The sequence below is a fragment of the Enterovibrio sp. FF113 genome (genome assembly GCF_041439165.1).
GTDB lineage: Bacteria > Pseudomonadota > Gammaproteobacteria > Enterobacterales > Vibrionaceae > Enterovibrio > Enterovibrio norvegicus_A.
On sequence record NZ_JBGONO010000007.1, the window covers coordinates 65,548 to 85,827 of the forward strand.

A 20,280-nucleotide genomic window follows, 5' to 3' on the forward strand; every position below is an offset into this window, starting at 1 on the left:
GTCTCGTCTGCCTTTCTTCCATCTGAACCTTATTGACCCAACGCGACGAAAAGCCGTGAATTAGACGAACACGCTCTCTTCACCATGGCGTTCGATGTGTTTTTCAACATCGTGCAACGCGTTGGTGATGATGTTCAGAATTTGCTGCTTATCTTTTAGCTGGCGAATCTCTGCAAACAACGCATTGGCTTGCGGGTATGGCACTTGTAAATAACGGAACCATTGCTTCACTCGGTTCGGGTAGTACAACCCCTTGTCACCACGAATTTCAAATTCAGAGTAGCGAACCAAAAGCGCTAACACGGCATGCCAAGACATGGGCGCCTCACCACGCTTGATATGCGCGCCTAAATTTGGCACGTTCAACGCACCTCGGCACACCATCAAGGTGTCACAACCCGTTACGGCCTGACAGCGTAACGCGTCTTCCTGGTTCCAAATATCCCCATTGGCAGTGACAGGAATGCGTAAACGCTTGGTGATATCACCAATTAAATCCCAGCGCACTGTGCCCGGCTTATAGGCATCCGCTTTGCTGCGACCATGCACCACAATTTCATCCGCGCCGGCCAATTGAACCGCGTCGACAATCTCTCGATACGATGAACAATCATCAAACCCTAAACGCACTTTGGCGCTGACCACGTTGCCCACAGGAACGGCATTACGCACGGCTTTCACCACTTGGAATAGCAACTCAGGCTCTTTAAGCAAAGCAGCTCCGCCTTTACTGCCATTGACCGTTTTGGAAGGACACCCAAAGTTGATATCGACCCCCGCAGAACCAAGCTCAATCACTTGCGCAGCGTTCTCTGCCATAAACTGTGGCGACTGACCCAGCAATTGCACGCGTACGGGCGTTCCTGATGGCGTTTTACCACCCGCCTCAAGCTCAGGACACATACGGTGATAGACACGCGGCGGAAGCAAGGCATCAACAATACGCACAAACTCAGTCACGCACAGGTCGTAACCGTTAATTTCGGTGAGCATTTTACGCATTAAGGCATCAAGCACGCCTTCCATTGGACCAAGAACAAGCTTCACGCTTACTTGCCTCGTCTCGGGTGGTTCAGAATGTGGTCTTCCCAGTCAATCACGTCGATTTCGTAAACCACTTTCTCACGCACAGACTCATCGGCGGCATGCATAGCATCTTTCGAGCCCGTGATTAACGGGTGCCACGCTGGCAGTGGCTTATCTTCTGCCAACAAGCGATATGCGCAGGTATCCGGCAGCCAGTAGAACTCCTCGATCTTGTCACGTGACAATTTCAAGCAGTCTTCGTCATAGCTAAAACGATTTTCATAGTCTTTGCATGAGCACGTTTTGTCGTTCAGCAAGCTACACGCGATATTGGTGTAGTAAAGCTCTTCGGTGTCTTCATCAATCAACTTATGAAGACAGCACTTTCCGCAACCGTCGCACAGTGATTCCCACTCCGCATCCGTCATGTCAGTCAGTGATTTTTGTTCCCAGAAAGGTGTCGTCATGTTTATGTGTACCGTTGATATTGAGATAAAACCAAGAGGCGCCCGTTATACCACCCAGCCCAAAAAGTTCAAGGACTATCCCCTCTCTCGCTGCGTATCGAACAAAGGAAAACCAATTATCAGGCAGTTATAAGCCGCCTTTGCCTAAATATGCGTTGAATGATAATGTGCGCGCCTTATTGTCACTGAGTGTTGGGCGCATCGGATGAAAGAGCAAGAAATGAGTTGCCGTTTAGGCTGTGGGGCGTGTTGTATTGCACCTAGCATTTCATCGGCCATTCCGGGAATGCCAAATGGAAAGCCAGCGGGTGAACGCTGTATTCAGCTTGATGACAATAATCTGTGCAAGATATTCGGCCAACCAGATCGCCCTGCTGTGTGCAGCCAATTCAAAGCCGACCGAGACATTTGCGGTGGAAGCAATCAATTCGCGATTGATGTACTCACCGAGTTAGAAGCACTGACTTAATCTTAATGACGTTCTGCCACTTCTTCTTCAGTAAGTTCACGCACCACACGCGCTGGGTTCCCCACCGCAACATGGTTGGCAGGTATGTCTTTCGTCACCACGCTGCCCGCCCCAATCACACAGTTCTTACCAATGGTCACGCCCGGTAATACAATCACACTGCCGCCAAGCCAGACATTGTCACCAATGGTGATAGGCAATCCGTACTCTTCCAGATCAATGACCCTACGCCCCACATCAAGAGGATGTGTCGCAGTAAGCAATTGCACGTTATTTGCCATCATCACACGGTTGCCGATGCGAACAGGTGCAACATCTAAAATTGTGCAATTAAAATTCATAAACACATTCTCACCAATTTCAGTGTGAATGCCGTAATCACAGAAAAATGGCGGCTCGATATACACATTTTCTGCTGCATTCGGCAAGAGGTCACGCTTAGCCGCTTTCCAATCATCACTTTCTGGTAAGCTCTGATTAAACCGATGCATGGCTTCTCGGCAGCGCATTTTATCCGCCACCAGCTCTGGGTCACTGGCAAGATAAAGCTCGCCACTTAGCATTTTTTGCTTTTCTGTTTTCATTTTTCTCGCTTAATTGCGCACACTTACTGATAAGAAAGAAAACATTACCTCAACCTGGAGATCCAATGCTGAGACCCTTGTCTGCCTTCTTATTTTTACTGCTCGGTTTGACAGGCTGCGCCTCATCACCTTTGCCACAGCTTTCGAAAGGAGCGACGGATTGTGAACAAACACTTTACCGTTTCTATCAAAACGTGGATTCTACACGCGACTACCTGTTGCCTTATCATCTAGACCCGCGATTTCCGCACCTTGCTTTTGATCGAATCAGTGCTTCTTTTGCAAACCAACTCGACAGTCACGCTTCGCGCACCGAATGGCTCAGCTATGTCTCAGGCCTTGGTCAGCAACAGCTCACCACTGCTTTGGCTTTATCAACGAATATCGAACCTGAACAACAAGCAGTATTAACCCAATGTCAGCAGGCACTCACTACCGTAAGCGCAGACAGCGACGATTTCTGGCAAGCCATTAGTGATGCCGCACCCATGCTGCCCACCGCGTATCAGCATTGGAAGCGCGTGTTGGGTGCTTATCCCATCGCCAGCAAAGTGGCACAATCAAGAATCGAACAAGAACAAGACCACATCAGAAGTGAATTTGGCCGCTCATTGGCCTATCCGTACCATTACAGCGAAGCCTCAAAGATATTGTCACAGCCTATGTCACAAGAGCAGATTGAACACATGATGAGAAGCATCCGCCGCTCTTCTTCACTGGGTTGGCCAATGTTCAATGAAACGCAAACACGACAACTCTTGAACCATTACACACCCATAGTGACCGTTGAAACCTTGACGCAGGATGACCTAATCGGCGCGCTTGGATTGGACGACGCAAACACGCCCTTCGTAAACACACAAGTTCCCATGATCTACCGAGGCATCAGCTATACGCGATTTGATGGTGATATTTTGCCTCAACTTAATTACGTGCTTTGGTTTCCCGCTAGAACCGCCAAAGGGACGTTTGACCCCTATTCGGGCGCATTGGATGCGATTAACCTTCGCCTGACTTTAGACACTGACGGCTCGCCACTGATCTTCGATTCTATCCATCAATGTGGCTGCTTCCACATGGTGTATGCCCTCAAGCCGACACTGCAATTCACGCAAAGCGATGATGAACGACCGATTGAGAACCACCTTCCTCAACCGAGCCCATCTTCTCGTCTTCATGTGTCATTGACCGGTGGCGAGCACATGGTCAATCAGGTGAGTTTTACCGATAACATCCCCGCCACGATTAGGCTTGAAGCTAATCCGCTAGCCATATTAATGACGTTGAAAACAAAAACGGGAAGTATGATGAGTCCGTTCAATCGCCACGGTGTCATCACGGAAAGCGCAAGAGGAGAAGAATGGTTCTTATGGCCGTTTGGGGTTCGCTCACCCGGCGCCATGCGCCAACAAGGGCAGCATGCCATTGCCTTTGTCGGTGAACGACATTTTGATGAGGCGTTTATGTTTGATGGCTTGTTGGAAAGACTTGAAGACGAAAGATGAAAAATGAAAAATGAAAAATGAAAAATGAAAAATGAAAAATCTGAAGCCCAGAAAACAAAAAAGCGAGCTGTTTAAGCTCGCTTTTTCTCACCCATAAAGGTGAATCGCCAACCGCACTGATTAGTGCACGTGGCCGTGTTCAATTTCTTCTGGCGTCGCGTCACGGACTTCGCGGACTTCGCCTTCAAAATGCAGCACCAAACCCGCTAAAGGATGGTTGCCGTCAATCGTGACTTGCTCGCCATCTATCTCTGCGATAGTCACTTGGATATCACCTTGAGGACCTTGCGCATTGAAGACCATACCCACTTCAATCTCTTCAACGCCTTGGAAAACACTTTTTTCTACCGTTTGGATCATCGATTCATTACGTGGGCCGTAAGCATCGTCAGGTTGGACGACTGCACTAAATGCATCGCCTACCGCTTTGCCGGTCAATGCATTTTCCAAACCTGGAATAATGTTGCCCGTGCCATGCAGATACGCTAACGGCTCTTTGCCTTCTGATGAATCAATCACTTGGCCTGATTCGTCTTTTACCGTGTAATCGATTTTTACAACTTTGTTATCTTCAATCATCTTGCCATCCTTTGTCGGCAGCGAATATGTGCATCTGAATTGACAGATACCGACTCCCCACAGTGGAGGGATACGTTGACTCTAACACAGGGAAAGTGACACTCGTATTGAAGGCCTAAATCCGTGAGATTAAATTCGAAAAAACGTGAACTTAGGCCTATCTGTGCACGAAAGCATGCAACATTCGCCGTATTGTTGAATCTTCGTTTATCGCCAAAGTGCCTTCAACGGACAATCAGGGCTAAAGCGGTGTGCCACTTGCGCTTGCAACAATTCTGCCGTCGCAATGGCATCTATCAATGCATTATGCCCTTGATAGAATGGCAAATTGTAGCGGCGTCGACTGTCGGCTAAACGAATTGAAGTCAACGGTTTACGCAATACACATGACCAAAATTTGTGCCTAGGTTTACGGTAAAACCATGACTCAATTTCCAGTGTATCAATCACAGGGAACAGTAACCCTTCACCCAATCGCTGCTTAATCGCCGAATCAATGAATTCACGCTCGATACGACGATAATGCACCACCACGATTTTGCCTTCTAAGGCCGCCAATACTTCTTCGAGAATACGGCGTAAATCGGGTGCATCACAGACATCGGAATGGGTAATACCATGAAACACGACCGAATCTTCATGCAAGGCTTTACGCGGTTTCACTATCCAATGTTTCGCGTCACGGCAATGAATACGTGACAAGGTAAAAGGCACCAACCCAACACTGATGATCTCGCTTTTCAGCGGATCGAGCCCTGTGGTTTCAAGATCAAGGGCGACAAACTCCAGCTCAGAAAGCGGCGTGTCTCCGTTGGTATTGGTCACTTCATAAAAGCGCCTCAGCAAAGGGACTTTTGCTTTTTGTTTTAATCGCTCAATCAACGTTGGCCAATCAGGGCCTGCATTCGCGGGTGTTGCTTGTTTAGGAGGAGCAAGATACAACATGATAACCCCCTAGTTACTGCGATTCGGTTGATAGCGATATTTCAAAAACTTCTGCGCATTACTTAGGATTTGGAACGCATCCTTCAGGTTACGGCGCTCAAACTCAGACAAGTTATCTGGTTCGATGTTGTTGTCCGGTTCAATATCCGCTTCGACATCTAATGCCTGATGGCGAATACGCACGGTGGAAATAAACTCCATCGCATCGCGAATATCTTCACCACGACCTTTTGGCAAAATCCCCGCTTCAATGATGTCATCAAGGCGCTCAAAGGAGTTCTGAGAACGAGAGTCCACTGCCAGCGCATGGACTCGGATTAAATCCGCCAGTGGCGCAGTGCCGCGTCGCTTCAAGTTCATGGAATTCTTGTGGCGACCGTCTTGTTCCATCACGAAGTTTTTAAAGAAACCCAATGGCGGCGTGCGGTTCAACGCATTGCGCGCCATACAAGCCAAAAAGCGGTTATTACGGCGAGCACGACGGCCAATGAAAGCTTTCAGCGTTTCCGCCCAGTTCGTCGCGCCATAAACCCCATCAAGATCGAAGAAGATACTACTGTTAAGCAAAGACTTAGGATTGGGTTGGTCAATCCAGTCAGCAAAACACGCTTCCCATTCCGTGCGAGTTTTACGCCATTCGGGGTTTGTCGCCATAATGTTACCTGTACAATAGCTGTAACCGCAGCGTGCAAGCCCATCACTGACAAACTTGGCTAAGTGAGCAAAATACTCATCGTGCTCAGCGGGGTCGTATTTGTCATCCAAGATCATGGCATTGTCTTGGTCAGTCACAATTAATTGCTCATCACGCGCCATCGAGCCCAGAGCCAAGAAACAATACGGCACGGGTGGCGGGCCAAATTCTTCTTCGCCCAACTCCAGCAAGCGCTGTTTGAAGCTGCGCCCGATAACCGCCATTGCAGAACCAATCATGTGCGAGTTGGCATCTTCAGACACCATGCGCGAGAAGCAAGCTGGCACGCCTTTGGCAATGGCTTCCAAATCATCAATGGTTTGCTGACGATAAATGCTGCTGACGATCACCAAACTGCTTTGAGACTCGTAACGAACAATGTCAGACAACGCAATCACGCCCACTGGTTTTTGGTGGCGGAGAATAGGCAAATGATGCAGGTTGTTTCTCAGCATCGCCAACATGGCTTCAAACACATAGGCATTGTGATCAAGGGTGATCAACTGCGGTGTTAAGATCTCTGAAACCTGCGTTTCATAAGGCAAACCCAAGGCGATGACACGAGAACGCAAATCGCGATCAGTGATAATACCTACCACGCGCGTCGTTTCCTGATCGTCTTCGTCTGTTTCCGTGGTCATGACCAACAACGAAGAGACACCTTCATCCGTCATGATTTTCGCGGCTTGTTGAATCGTCGCTTCACATTCCACGGTCACCGGATCACGAAGAATCAGGGAACTGACTTTCGAGGTTGTCAGGTCATTGCTGTCACTCTGGCTTTCAACTGCCTGACGCAAACGCGTGGTGTCTTCCGTTTCCATGAAGTCAGAGAACACTTCGAAACGCTCAAAGAGATCGTCAAATACCGTATCAGGAATGAAATACACCAAGCTGTCTTCAATGGCCTTGGCGGCATAACGAACCCGACGGTTCATTAATAGCCCCCATTGACCGAAGATCCCGCCTTCAGACAAGCGATTAAACAGCTCACCGTTTCGACGGTATATTTCGAGTACACCGCTTCTCACTACACACAAATCATGGATAGGTGCGCCGTATTCAAAAAGCTGCGTATCTGCACGAAAATAGGATATTTCCACCTGCTTGGCGACCTCGTCGACCACCTCTTCCGGCAAATGATTAAACGGTGCATGTTGTTTGAGAAACGCTGCGATTTCTATTTGTTCCGCTTCCATTAATTCTCAATCTCTTGGGGCCGAATTCGGTTCCCATTTAGCCAGACGAAACGGGGCAGACTCATCGCCTGCCCCGTTGCTTACACTCACCAGTGTGACTAACCTCGGGGCTCAGACATCAAGCCCTTTATCGTCGAAACACAGGCAACCAATAAAACAATGGTGAACGGAAAGCCCGTTGACACCGCCATGGCCTGCAAGGCAACCAAACCGCCCCCGAGCAGAAGCACAATCGCGACCAGACCTTCAAACGTACACCAGAACACGCGCTGTGGCATAGGAGCATCCACTTTACCGCCTGCTGAAATAGTATCAATCACCAGCGAACCGGAATCCGAAGACGTCACAAAGAACACCACCACCAGAATAATACCGATGAAAGAAGTGACCTGTGCCAGTGGCAACGCATCAAGCATAGTGAACAATTGCAATGGCAACGCCGATTCCGTTACTGCCATGTAGCCATCGTTGACCACTTGGCTGATCGCCGTGCCACCAAATGCTGTCATCCAAAGTACACAAGCGGTAGATGGGATCAGCAAAACACAAACGATGAATTCACGCACGGTACGGCCACGCGATACACGCGCAATGAACATACCGACAAATGGCGACCAGGAAATCCACCACGCCCAATAGAATGCAGTCCAACCTTGCGAGAAGTTGGCATCTTCTCGACCAAACGGCATAGAAAGCGCAGGGAGATATTCAATATAGGCCACCAGGTTACCGAAGAAACCACTAAGAATACCGATCGTTGGGCCCATCAAAATCACAAAAGACAACAACGCGATGGCCAACATCATGTTGATTTCAGACAAGCGCTTCACGCCCGCATCAAGCCCAGCGGCAACCGACACCAGTGCGAGTCCCGTGATAAATACCACCAGAAGGATTTCTGTGGTTGTCCCCAAGGGAATACCGAATAGGAAGTTTAACCCCGCCGCGGCCTGAGACGCACCAAAACCAAGGGACGTGGCCAAACCGAACAGCGTTGCAACCACGGCCAATATATCAATGATATGCCCCGTCCATCCCCAAACACGCTCACCGAAAAGTGGATAAAACACAGAACGCATAGTGAGTGGTAAGCCCTTGTTAAAGGAGAACAGTGCTAAACCTAATGCCAGAATGGCGTAAATCGCCCAAGGATGAAGACCCCAGTGATAGATAGTGGCAGCCATAGCCAAATCTGCTGCTGCACTTGCATCACCCGCAGCACCACCAAGCGGCGCCCAGTCCGTCCTCACGCCATCTTCAACCGATATGCCACCAAACGATGACGCATAGTGAGAAAGCGGCTCCGACACACCATAGAACATCAAACCGATGCCCATACCTGCTGCAAACAGCATGGAGAACCAACCTGGATAGGTATAATCCGGCGTCGCTTCAGTACCACCAAGGCGAACCTTACCCAAAGGGCTGACAATCAAAAACAAGCAGACAATGACAAAAATGTCACCCGCTGTAATGAAGAACCAGTCAAGGTTTGAGGTTAGCCAGCCGCGGATATCGCCAAAAACTGGCGCGACTTCTTTTTGAAAGGCAAGGGTAACAAAGACAAACAACGCGATGAAAAGCCCTGAGATAAGGAATACGCGGTTGTGGATGTCTAGCCCGAGTGGGCCAATTTTAAGTGCTATGTTGTCTTGACCCACCTGATAGTCGGTATCGATGGGGTTAACGTCACCATCAGGTTTCATTAACTCTTCATGACTTTTATCGCTCACAGTAAACTCCTTTGTCCGTTTAGCGAGTGATGTCAATGGCGTTGAATATGCGGGAAGAAGAGCCAATTACAACATCTGTCGACATCATACATATTGAACGCTCACTGGCAGACCGAGCACTGTAACATATCCTTAGTGTTCAATGCTTCAATAGTAAGATCTGCGTCGAAGCATTTGCCGCTTTCTGCTTCATTTCTAGCCATGTGTAGCAACTATCAGGCAGTTCACAGACGAATATAACCATTGAACCCTAAGCATTTGATACATCTAGTTCGAACAATAGTTTTATCTTTTCGCCTGCCAAGCAAGTTATGTAAATGCGTCTCTGACGATCTTAAATCAGCCAATGTGTCATATTGAAAATGATCAGGTGTTGCCAATGAAATGACCTCAACATGCTTGTTCTACTCGGCCTCTATAGCCTGTGAAATCTTGCTAAACAAGGATCTTGAGGTGACTCAGTGCGAGATACAAAAAATCCGGGCGTTTCCGCCCGGATTTTAGAGGTGTTACGAACGTGGTTCTGACATGAGTCCCTTCACCAAAGAGAAGGCACAGAGCAACAGAACAATACCAAACGGTAGACCGGTCGAGACCACCATGGCTTGTAGCGCGGACAGACCGCCACCCAGCAACAGTGAAATCGCAACTAGGCCCACAAATGAGCACCAGAAAATACGCTGTGGTACTGGTGAATCCACTTTGCCACCCGCAGAGATGGTATCGATAACCAATGAACCTGAATCTGACGAAGTCACAAAGAACACCACAACCAGAATGATACCAAGCAGAGAGGTAATGCTAGACAACGGCAAGCCATCTAGCATGCTGAACAATTGCAAAGGCAACTCAGCATCAACAACGGCCGTGTAGCCACCTTGAAGCTGTTCAATCGCTGTCGTGCCAAATGCGGTCATCCACATCACACAAACAGAGGTTGGGATCAACAATACGCAGACGATGAACTCACGTACGGTACGACCACGCGATACACGCGCGATAAACATACCCACGAATGGTGACCAAGACATCCACCACGCCCAGTAGAAGGCAGTCCAACCCTGAGAATAGTTGGCGTCTTCACGACCAAATGGCATCGACAGTGCCGGCAGATTCTCGAAATAAGCACCCATGTTTGAAACGAGGTTGCTAAAGATCGACAACGTTGGGCCTACCGCAATCACGAATACCATCAGTAACGTGGCCATCAACATGTTGAATTCAGACAGACGTTTGACGCCCGCATCCAAACCCGCAACCACTGAACTCAACGCAAGACCTGTAATACCGATGATCAACGCAATTTGCGTTGGCGTGCCGTCTGGAATACCAAACAGGTAGTTCAAGCCCGCTGCCGCTTGCGAAGCACCAAAGCCTAACGACGTTGCCAAACCAAACAAGGTCGCAACCACCGCAGTGATATCGATGATGTGGCCAGGCCAACCCCAAATGCGCTCACCAAAGATGGGGTAAAACACTGAACGCATGGTCAGTGGCAAACCTTTGTTGAATGAGAACAGTGCAAGAGACAAAGCAAGCAGTGCGTAGATCGCCCATGGGTGTAGACCCCAGTGGTAAATCGTCGCTGCCATACCCAGATCTTTCGCCGCGTCTGCGTTACCCATTGCGCCACCTAACGGTGACCAGTCAGTACGCAAACCATTGGCGCCTTCAACAACCCCACCCATTGACGCCGCGTAATGAGATAGTGGCTCAGACACACCATAGAACATCAAGCCGATACCCATGCCTGCTGCAAACAGCATCGAGAACCAACCCACATAGGTGTAATCAGGTTTTGCTTCCGTACCGCCAAGACGCACTTTGCCAAGCGGACTGACAACAAGGAGAAGACACAGAATAACGAATACGTTACCTGCACCAATGAAGAACCAATCCAGTTGAGCGGTTAGTGTGTTTCGCATTTCACTAAAAAGTGGACCGACTGACTGTCGAAACAGAAGGGTGATGACAACAAACAATGCCACCATAGAACCGGAAATCACGAACACGCGGTTATGAATATCCAAGCCAAACGGGCCGATATTCAATGCGATATTATCCTGACCTACCTGATAATCCGTATCGATAGGTGCCACAGCACCATCCGGCGACATCAATTCATCGTGGCTTTTATCACTCACAACGACAACTCCATTTTCTTTTGGCTGGTACAAAAAACCAGCAACAGATTAAATTAATGGCTAACTATCGTTGTTAGTGATTGTTCGGTAAAACGAAAATAAATCGTCGTTTCAATCGAATTCTCCAATACAAATCACCAAGCAAATGACAGCCGTAAAAAACATTCACCGCACGAATACCATGCGGAAATATTTGTAATGAAAATAATCAGTTAGATTGCAGCAAAGATAAATAAGCCTTCCAGAATAAAAAAACGCCAGGTTTCGCTGGCGTTGATCTTATTTAAGTAGGCTTACTGTATTGAAGGCTTAAAAACAATTTTCTCGTCTTCTTCACCCGCTTTCATGTCGTTGTAACGAGCCAGATCCAAGGAATCTTCACTTTTCGCCACAATACATGTCACCGCACAGTCACCGGTAATATTTACCGCAGTGCGGATCATATCCAGCAGACGGTCAACACCCATGATCAATGCAATACCTTCTAGTGGCAGACCCACCTGATTCAATACCATCGCCAACATGACTAGGCCTACACCCGGTACGCCTGCCGTACCAATCGATGCCAACGTCGCCGTCAAGATCACTGTCAGGTAATCCATCATCGTCAAATCAACGTTAAACGCCTGCGCGATAAAGACCGTTGCCACACCCTGCATCATCGCCGTGCCGTCCATGTTAATGGTCGCACCCAGCGGGATCGTGAATGACGCTATTTTGTTGTCTGCACCCATACGGCGCGTCGCGGTTTCCATCGACACAGGAATGGTGGCGTTAGAAGATGCCGTTGAGAACGCAAACATAATCGCGTCTTCCATCTTCTTGAGGAAGATGATTGGGCTAAGCCCCGAAAATACTTTAAGTAGCGTGGTGTAAGTCACCAAGGCATGCAGGATCAGTGCGCCCGACAACACCAAGAAGTACTCAGCCAAACTCATGATGGCTGACAACCCTAACGTGGTAAACAGCTTCGCCATCAAACAGAACACACCATAAGGTGCAAGGTTCATCAAAAGCGCAACCAGCTTAAGGATCACTTCATTCATATCACGGAAAAATGACGCAACACGCTCACCCGGCGCACCAGAAGCACTGATCGCAATACCAAACAACACAGCGAAAATGATGATTTGCAGCGTATTGCCTTCAGCCATCGAACTGATTGGGTTGGTTGGGAACATGCCCACAATCACTTGACCCAAAGTTGGTGCTTCCGTCGCCGCAAAGCTAGAAGCTGCGGTTAAGTCTGCGCCCTTACCTGGGCCAAACAGCAAAGCAAGGCTCATTGCCAGCGTAATAGCGAGCGCAGTGGTACCTAGATAGAACATCAGCGTTTTACCGCCCAAACGTCCCAAGGTCGCAATGTCTTTCAGCGCACTCGTGCCACATACCAGCGAGACGAACACCAAAGGCACAACCAGCATCTTCAGGCTGGCTACAAATATTTGTCCGCCGACATCAAAAAGACCGTTAACGATATACTCATTAACGAATCCTTCGTCAGCAAAAAGAAAGCGAATCGCAAATCCGGTCGCAATACCCATGACCATACCCACCAAAACGCGCGTGGTCAGGGACATCTTGTTTTTTTCTGCATTCATCGTTGAATACTCCATTTCTTGATTTACGTGCTTGTCACATACAAAGCGCAAAGAGATTAACAGCGGATCTGCAATTTGAGATACGTCCCTAATACGGGACAAATCATCAAACATGCGACAGATCACACATTTAAATGCGCGCGGCAACGTTGCAACCACAGAAAAATAACAAGGCGGCTATTTATTCGTTTGTTTATTGTTCAGTACAATTTGGGAGGGAATGATGAAATCGGTATATAAGGCGTAATTTCTTGAGTTTCTCCCCAAAAAATTGTTAACAAAAAGTCACCTGAGACGATTATCTCGCGACAGTTTGACGAGAGGATATTATCGATTATCATCATTTTAATAATCATAATTTATGAACAATCATGCTGAACCCAAAATGGCTAACCACATTTGAAACGCTGGTCAAAACCCAGAGCTTTACCAAAACAGCCGAATGCCTGTTTATGACTCAGCCCGGCGTCAGTCAGCACATTAAAAAGCTGGAAGATGCGCTCGGGGAAACGCTGATCTATCGCGAAGGAAAACAGTTTGAACTAAGCCAAGCGGGGATAATGCTCACGGAGTATATTGCGTCACAAAAGCAGCTCAAAGAGACATTTCTTGCCCAGCTAAAAGAAGACAGCCCCAATCAAGGGCCCATTCGCATTGCTTGCTCTGGTGCAATGGCGATGAAACTCTACCCGCTTTTACTCGCCCATCAGCAGCAGCACCCTGAATTATCCGTTCATCTCGAAGCCGCACCTGCCTCCCGCATTCACGCATTGCTCATGGATAATTCGATCGATATTGGCATCAGCACACAACCCATCGCCCACCCCTCGATTGAAGAAACACTGGTAGGTAAAGAATCGTTATGTTTGGTCGTGCCATCACAAAGCAAAGTCGACGCGCAAGATTACGACGCCCTTTGCCGACTCGGCTATATTCAGCATCCCGATGCGAGCCATTATGCCGATCTCGTGCTTTCCAAAAACTACCCCAAGCACTATCGCGGGCTAGACGGATTTCGTGACCGAGGCTACGTGAATCAACTGGCACAGATATTATTGCCAGTATCACAAGGACTAGGTTTTACTGTATTGCCAGAAGGTGTGATTGACAGCTTTACTGAGAGCAGCAAACTTTCTTGCCTTCCTTTAACTCATCCTGTTTATCAGCCCGTTTATCTAGCCCAAAAGCGTTACCGGAATTTACCTCAGCGCTACCAAACCGTCATTGAACTCATCAAAAAAGCCGTTGCATAAAAAAGCCGCCCTTGTAGGACGGCTATTCTTGAGCACTTTACTCGCGAGTCATTGCGTCGTTACAGACGGAAGAATGCCAGTTCTTGTTTTTGGTTTTCAGCCAATTGAGACAGCTCATGGCTCGCCTGCGCACTTTGACTGATACCAGTAACATTCTGCGTAATAAGGGTCGACACGTTAGTGATATTACGGTTGATGTCCTGCGTCACGGCTGACTGTTGCTCTGCCGCTGTCGCGACCAAGGTGTTCATATCCGTGATCTGCGCTACCGACTGCGTAATACCATTCAATGCATCATTCGCTTGTAGGCTCAGTTCCTGGGTGCGTCCGAGTACATCCATACACATGCCCATGCTATCACCTGCTTTAGAAGCCTGACCTTGTAACCCTTCAATGATTTTTTGGATTTCTTTCGTCGACTCTTCCGTTCGCGCCGCAAGCATACGCACTTCATCTGCAACCACCGCAAAACCGCGCCCTGAATGGCCAGCACGCGCCGCTTCAATTGCCGCGTTCAGTGCCAGCAAGTTAGTTTGCTCTGAAATACCACGGATCACTTCAACAACAAGGCTGATACGGTTTGATTGCTCACGCAAAGTAGACACCATGGTCGCCGTATTTTCTATCGATTCAGCCATTTGCACCGCAGCTTGCGCGCTTTGTTCGAAGATCGCCAAACCTTGTGACGCTAGCTCATCCGTTTGACGCGCCGCATGATCAGCATTCACGGCATTGTCAGACACATTGTCAGCCGTACTCGAAAGTTCTGTCACTGCTGAGGCAACTTGTTCAATTTCGCCTTGCTCTAGCTGTGCATTCGCCGTTGATTGCGTCATGACTGTCGCCAACTGTGTTGATGCTGCTGCGACTTGATCGCTGATGCTAAAAAGGGTTGTCACGGTATGACGTAGTTGATCAATGGTTTTATTGGAATCTTGGCCAAGACGTGCGAGCTCATTTGAACCTTCATCATTGGCTCTTGCGTTCAAATCCCCCGCGGCCAATCTACGCATCACATCTTGCAAAACAGCAAGTGGTCTCACAATCACACCTGATAACCACCAACCGATCATCATCGCAATCAGTATTGACGCCGCGAGCATACCGCCCGTCGTCATGATCGCCTGCTCCGTATTTTGATCAGCCAACTGTAAGTCGCGTTCGACTAACGGATTAATGAAAGCGGAGAGTTCAGCAATCGCGTTCATCATGTCGCTGCCCATGTAACGGTATTCGTTCACCATGGCGTTATAACGTGAGTTATCGACACTGTTCTCGAAAAATGCCCCAATCGTCGGTGCCGCAGTGGCACTGGTATAGCGAACATAATCGCCAATGCTTTTTTCGACTTGCTGCGCCAATTCACGTAATTGCGCAGTTTGCGCCATGTTACGAGTAATATCGAGCGCGTCTTGACCTAGTCGCGAAACGTTGTTCGCCATTTCCTTCGTTCTTGCTTGATCGTAGATGCCATAGATCGCTTCTACACGCATGCCCCAGGCAATGTCTGCAAGTCTGGATACATCATCTTTGTCTACTGCCGCTTGACGCGCCGTATTGCTGGTCATGTGCATGGAAGATTCCATTTCGCTTTTTGCGAAAATGAGAACCGAGAAAACGCTGAGAACCAGAATACAAATGGGGATCAGAATTTGGTATCGAATAGAAATATTGTTAAGTGACATATGTCGTTTAAACCTGAAGTTTTTCGTGTGCCAAGGTATCAAAATCCGCGGCATTATGTGATTTAACTCACTAAAACTCCACCTCAAATTCGTATTTCGCAACACTTAATTTCACTATTAATAACACGCGTCAAATAGCCGCCGGAAGTGTCAAAAAAACATGAAAATAAACCTGACGTAGATGGAAGAACGACCACAAATAGCTCGTTATTAGCACAGCCAGTAGAAAGGTTAATGAACATCACATCGCCCAGTTCTAAAGACAAAAAGTAGATGAGGCAATCGCCAGAAAGGAAGTGTTTGAGGGAAATCGGGAAAGCCTTGCGTACATATCTATATGACTTTATTTAACATACGCAAGGTTTGAAAATGAGTGCGGATCAACTCGCAGATAAAGCCGTGACAAGCTCTTCGATATCAGCATTTTTGTCATTGCTCGACAACCACACCATAAATAGCTCGCTCGCCGTTGAGGGGCTGTCTTTCACCAAATGTAATTCACCCGCTTCAATCCAATATTGAGCCACAGACAAAGGAAGAAAACCCACCCCTCCACGACTGAGCAGAAACTTCAGTGCAGGCTGACAACCATGGCTATGCAGAACAGGAGTGCGCTGTAGCGAAGGAATACGGCTGTGTTCAACACCAAAACGTGTTCCCCAATCTAAATACACCAGCGGTAATTCCGCGATGCTTTCCATGTCCTGATCCGGTTCGCTCGACACCAACACTAACTCAAAACTGGTCAGGCGGAATTGTTGCAGATCAGCCAATTTTGGCGGCTCACTGGTCAGCACCACATCCACCAGTTTTTCCAACAAGGCATTAGAAATTTGCTGGCGGTTTAACGATTCAGTGCGCAGTGCCCACTCAGGTTGCACCGTTTGCACATGCTCAAGCCAATCACTGCTGCTTTCCAACTCCCAGATCAGCGACGTTGCCCCTACGGTCAATTGTTGCTGATATGAATCAGTTAGCGCCACGTCTTGGCGGGCACGCCCCCATGTTTGGAGGATATTCTCCGCATACGGCACAAAACGCTCACCAGCGGCAGTTAAACGCAAGTCACCACGTTTACGGGTAAAAACGGGGGTGCCGAGTTTGATTTCAAGCTGACGGATGCGAAAACTCACCGCAGACTGCGTCAAATACAAGTTTGTCGCGGCTTTACCAAAATGACGGGTCTTATTGACTTCCAAAAAGGTGCGTAGTAAATCAGTATCCATATCAGCGCTATATCAAGGTAATATCATCTACTTGCGTTATCGTGCAAAAGCTAGTCTCGGTCAAGGTGAAAAGCCATAAATTGCCAACTTTCATTGCCATTTGGACGACTTATGTACCCAGAGGGATGAAAATTGAGAAATGACTTCGCTGCATCAAGCTCTGCGGCGGACTTCCGGCTTAGGCAAAGAAAAACAAACAGAGTAAACGCCGCCCCCCAAACACCAACCCAAAACGAACAATCCCCAGTGCTGCACCACTCCGCCAATCAGCGCAGACGCAATCATGAGGAAAAGGCAAAGCAGTAAAAGGTTAATAAAAGAGGCCAGTGCACGATTCGCTTTGAAGCTCTTTTGCACAAAAACAAACACGCAAAGATAAATAGCGGCCACTTGCTTGTTGTAAAACCTATCAAGGTACATGACGAGCCACAAGCCCCACAACGCACCTAATGCCACATCCAACCAAAGCTCAAACATCTGGCCTCCCACCGCTTTTCAACCGCGTATTGGTTTATTTAGCTAAGTGTAATCTCCCCCCTCTTTTGACACGTGTTCTATCAAAGAGAATGCAACCAATCCCATAACACCCGAACGTGATTAAGAACGAACATTGGACGCCTACGTGGTACGTCTGCCCGTACAGACCGTCACGAAAAGTGAATCGAGACCTGCATTTTTTATGGGTCTCTCGATTGTTGCCCGTTTTATCCATTTCAATGCAGCAGGCCGATCTTTCCCCACTTTAAGGCATGCTTCGCGTGGTAATCACAACACCGCTGTTTTAAGATGCCTGAACAGAAAGACATTGGACGTCACCACCTTACAGGAGTTATTGCGTGCGCATTTCCGCCCCAATCGTAGAATCATTAGACAGCATCTTGCCAGACGAACCTCTTTTAATGATGGGTGCGGGCCCAGTGCCAATTCCTGCCAAAGTCGCCGCCGCCAATGGCATCGTGATCAACCACCTTGGTGAAACCATGTCTCGCATTATCGAGCAGGTCAAAGCCATGTCGCGCTACGTATTCCAAACCGAGTCTTCACACATTTTGGGCGTGGCAGGCCCCGGCTCTGCCGCGATGGAAATGGCGGTTGCCAACTTGGTTGCACCGGGCGATAACGTCTTGTCTGTGTGTAACGGATTCTTCAGTACCCGCTTATCGGAAATGTCTGAACGCGTAGAAGGCAATGTCACGCGTTTTGTCATTGAAGAAGGCAAAGCGGCAGATCCCTTATTGGTTGAACAAGCTATCGCCAAATACTCGCCAAAAGTGCTCACCATTGTGCAAGGTGAAACGTCAAACACTGTGTGTAACAATGCCTTACCTGAGATTTGCCGCGCGGCGAAAGCGGCAGGCTGTCTGGTGATTGTTGATGCCGTCTGTACCCTGAGCACAATGCCACTGTACATGGATGAGTGGGGTGTTGATGCCGTGATCACGGGCGGACAAAAAGGCCTGAGCTGCATTCCAGGCGTATCCCTAGTGGCATTTTCTGAGCACGCATGGGACAAAATCACCTCACGCCAAGACACGCTGCGCCATTGGTGTTTGGACGCTAAACTGGCGGACAAATTCTGGTATCAAAGCTCTTATCACTACACAGCGCCGGTTTCCGGCATCATGGCGATTCATGAAGCACTGCGTCTGGTCTGTGAAGAAACCTTACCGGGTCGTTTCGACCGTCATTTGCGTTGCTCATTAGCACTGCAAGCAGGCATTGAAGGGTTAGGATTGTCATTGTATGCCGACAAAGCATCACGCTTGAACTCTGTGGTGGGTATTAATGTTCCGAAGGGGATTGATCAAAAAACAATTCTTGCACGCATTTCGAACGATTTTAAAGTCGAAATCTCAGGTTCATTTGGGTTAGATATTGTCCGTATCGGACAAATGGGCGAACAGTGTCGCGTGCACAATATTTTCCGCACGATTCACGCGTTAGGTTCGACAATTCAAGGGTTGGATGGAGAGGCTAACCTGCCTCGAGGTGTGGCGATGTTGGAAAAAGCATTGCAGGAATATCAGCCGCAGTTCGTCTAACGGCTATTCGTTGTGTTAATTGTCAGCTATTAGAACGATCAACCGATAACTCACCATCCTCTTGCGTAATTGAAAACACATGGTTTGGTGAGTGTGTCACTTCCTCTGATCCCAAACGCAAATACTCGCCGTCAGACTCATAGCCATGGTCGACCCATATGCGAGTCATCGATGCACGCTGCATGAACCGAGAAAGGTTGTTGTCTGCATTTTTTATCGAGACAGTTCTTTGCTTATCTGAGCCAAGAAAGTACAACGTAAAGCAGCGAGCAAGCATCAATAACTGAGATTGGTTCAGTTCAATTGTCGGTGTCACATCCCCAGCGACTTCTTCTATAGCGTTATCCGCTTTATCATCTCGTGCTTCAGTTTCCGCGTCCCCCCGATCAACATTGGCGATATTATCGAGAGAAAGATCCGACACAAGATTCACGCCCGCGACATAGTCAGCGTCAAGCTGATACTCATTCAGATACACCACCAAATCTTTCCCTTTGGTGATGTGTTGCTTTGCCTCAGCGGTGAACGCAACTAACGCTTCAGCTTCTTCGATTTCTTCCCCCCAATACGGTGACGGACAGGATCCCGTCGCAACCACATCACAGCAGAAGCCAAGGTTTGCCCCCACAGTGGAAAGAAAATCGTGGACTGACAGTGTGACGTTTTCAGACTCGCTTTTAAGCAAGGTCACAAAATGAGGTTCAAGGATGACTTTCGGCTTAGGCAAATCTTTGAAGAAAAAGTCAGCCAGTTTGACGGTGATCGAAATCTGTTTCGATTCAGCTCCCACCAGCAAATAGAATTTCATTTTTTTGGTAAAGAAGTTATAACTTGGACGTCTAAAATAATTAAAGCGAACCTTCTCTCTAAGCCCAAGTAAAAAGACTCTGGGATGAGAAAGCGTATGGCTCAAATGGCTTTTTAAATTCGCCCGGTAATCAACCACATATTGACTCAGGCTGCCAGATTCATCAGAAAATCGATCATCTACAAGCAGATCTGCCCAGAACATTTCGGTTCCGATCAACCCCGCTCGCCAGTGGCGCTTCATGCAAATTGATTCAGTCTGCTTAATCGCCTCCAAACGCTACTCTCTCTCTGACTGTTAATATCATTAAAAAAGAATAG

17 protein-coding genes are annotated in these 20,280 nt (G+C 48.1%); 4 read left to right on the plus strand and 13 right to left on the minus strand.

Annotated elements, in window-relative coordinates; all coding sequences use genetic code 11:
• Positions 1–60: 60 nt before the first annotated feature.
• Both dusC and ACED36_RS07225 read right to left on the minus strand, forming a co-directional pair.
• The gene (dusC, locus tag ACED36_RS07220; protein WP_016958426.1) at positions 61–1,047 is read right to left on the minus strand and encodes a tRNA dihydrouridine(16) synthase DusC; all 987 of its coding nucleotides are present in this window, start codon (positions 1,045–1,047) and stop codon (positions 61–63) included.
• Between the two features lie 2 nt (positions 1,048–1,049).
• Positions 1,050–1,493, minus strand: coding sequence for a YcgN family cysteine cluster protein (locus tag ACED36_RS07225; protein WP_016958427.1), 444 nt, complete (start codon positions 1,491–1,493; stop codon positions 1,050–1,052).
• 205 nt (positions 1,494–1,698) lie between these two features.
• On the opposite strand from ACED36_RS07225, the gene ACED36_RS07230 reads away from it, so the two are divergent.
• Positions 1,699–1,962 carry a YkgJ family cysteine cluster protein gene (locus tag ACED36_RS07230; protein ID WP_017007410.1) on the plus strand — a complete coding sequence of 88 codons (264 nt, stop codon included), beginning with the start codon at positions 1,699–1,701 and terminating at the stop codon, positions 1,960–1,962.
• A 2-nt stretch (positions 1,963–1,964) separates the two neighbouring features.
• On the opposite strand, the gene ACED36_RS07235 is transcribed toward ACED36_RS07230, so the two are convergent.
• Complete coding sequence (locus tag ACED36_RS07235; RefSeq protein ID WP_017004780.1) at positions 1,965–2,546, minus strand: sugar O-acetyltransferase; 582 nt, start codon at positions 2,544–2,546, stop codon at positions 1,965–1,967.
• A 65-nt stretch (positions 2,547–2,611) separates the two neighbouring features.
• Here ACED36_RS07235 and ACED36_RS07240 point away from each other — a divergent pair, with 65 nt between their 5' ends.
• Positions 2,612–4,051 carry a hypothetical protein gene (locus tag ACED36_RS07240; protein ID WP_017004779.1) on the plus strand — a complete coding sequence of 480 codons (1,440 nt, stop codon included), beginning with the start codon at positions 2,612–2,614 and terminating at the stop codon, positions 4,049–4,051.
• A 120-nt stretch (positions 4,052–4,171) separates the two neighbouring features.
• On the opposite strand, the gene ACED36_RS07245 is transcribed toward ACED36_RS07240, so the two are convergent.
• From ACED36_RS07245 to ACED36_RS07270, 6 genes are all read right to left on the minus strand, one after another.
• Entirely contained in the window at positions 4,172–4,630 is a 459-nt protein-coding gene (locus ACED36_RS07245; RefSeq protein WP_016958431.1) for a peptidylprolyl isomerase, read from the minus strand.
• A 207-nt stretch (positions 4,631–4,837) separates the two neighbouring features.
• Complete coding sequence (locus tag ACED36_RS07250) at positions 4,838–5,575, minus strand: 3'-5' exonuclease (RefSeq protein WP_016958432.1); 738 nt, start codon at positions 5,573–5,575, stop codon at positions 4,838–4,840.
• 9 nt (positions 5,576–5,584) lie between these two features.
• Positions 5,585–7,468: a DUF294 nucleotidyltransferase-like domain-containing protein gene (locus ACED36_RS07255; protein WP_017004778.1), complete on the minus strand. Its 1,884-nt coding sequence runs from the start codon at positions 7,466–7,468 to the stop codon at positions 5,585–5,587.
• 98 nt (positions 7,469–7,566) lie between these two features.
• Positions 7,567–9,201: a BCCT family transporter gene (locus tag ACED36_RS07260; protein WP_016958434.1), complete on the minus strand. Its 1,635-nt coding sequence runs from the start codon at positions 9,199–9,201 to the stop codon at positions 7,567–7,569.
• A 509-nt stretch (positions 9,202–9,710) separates the two neighbouring features.
• The gene (locus ACED36_RS07265; RefSeq protein WP_017005801.1) at positions 9,711–11,345 is read right to left on the minus strand and encodes a BCCT family transporter; all 1,635 of its coding nucleotides are present in this window, start codon (positions 11,343–11,345) and stop codon (positions 9,711–9,713) included.
• A 293-nt stretch (positions 11,346–11,638) separates the two neighbouring features.
• On the minus strand, positions 11,639–12,946 hold the full coding sequence (locus tag ACED36_RS07270) for a dicarboxylate/amino acid:cation symporter (protein WP_017004776.1): 1,308 nt from the start codon (positions 12,944–12,946) through the stop codon (positions 11,639–11,641).
• A 371-nt stretch (positions 12,947–13,317) separates the two neighbouring features.
• On the opposite strand from ACED36_RS07270, the gene ACED36_RS07275 reads away from it, so the two are divergent.
• Complete coding sequence (locus ACED36_RS07275; protein WP_017004775.1) at positions 13,318–14,199, plus strand: LysR family transcriptional regulator; 882 nt, start codon at positions 13,318–13,320, stop codon at positions 14,197–14,199.
• Between the two features lie 59 nt (positions 14,200–14,258).
• On the opposite strand, the gene ACED36_RS07280 is transcribed toward ACED36_RS07275, so the two are convergent.
• From ACED36_RS07280 to ACED36_RS07290, 3 genes are all read right to left on the minus strand, one after another.
• Entirely contained in the window at positions 14,259–15,884 is a 1,626-nt protein-coding gene (locus tag ACED36_RS07280) for a methyl-accepting chemotaxis protein (RefSeq protein WP_017006116.1), read from the minus strand.
• 380 nt (positions 15,885–16,264) lie between these two features.
• Positions 16,265–17,110: a LysR family transcriptional regulator gene (locus ACED36_RS07285; protein ID WP_016958439.1), complete on the minus strand. Its 846-nt coding sequence runs from the start codon at positions 17,108–17,110 to the stop codon at positions 16,265–16,267.
• A gap of 153 nt (positions 17,111–17,263) precedes the next feature.
• Positions 17,264–17,587, minus strand: a complete 324-nt coding sequence (locus ACED36_RS07290; RefSeq protein ID WP_016958440.1) for a hypothetical protein — start codon at positions 17,585–17,587, stop codon at positions 17,264–17,266.
• Between the two features lie 359 nt (positions 17,588–17,946).
• Here ACED36_RS07290 and ACED36_RS07295 point away from each other — a divergent pair, with 359 nt between their 5' ends.
• Positions 17,947–19,152 (plus strand): alanine--glyoxylate aminotransferase family protein, encoded by a 1,206-nt coding sequence (locus tag ACED36_RS07295; RefSeq protein ID WP_371733006.1) that lies wholly within the window; start codon positions 17,947–17,949, stop codon positions 19,150–19,152.
• A 22-nt stretch (positions 19,153–19,174) separates the two neighbouring features.
• On the opposite strand, the gene ACED36_RS07300 is transcribed toward ACED36_RS07295, so the two are convergent.
• On the minus strand, positions 19,175–20,203 hold the full coding sequence (locus tag ACED36_RS07300; RefSeq protein ID WP_371733007.1) for a hypothetical protein: 1,029 nt from the start codon (positions 20,201–20,203) through the stop codon (positions 19,175–19,177).
• Between the last annotated feature and the right edge of the window lie 77 nt (positions 20,204–20,280).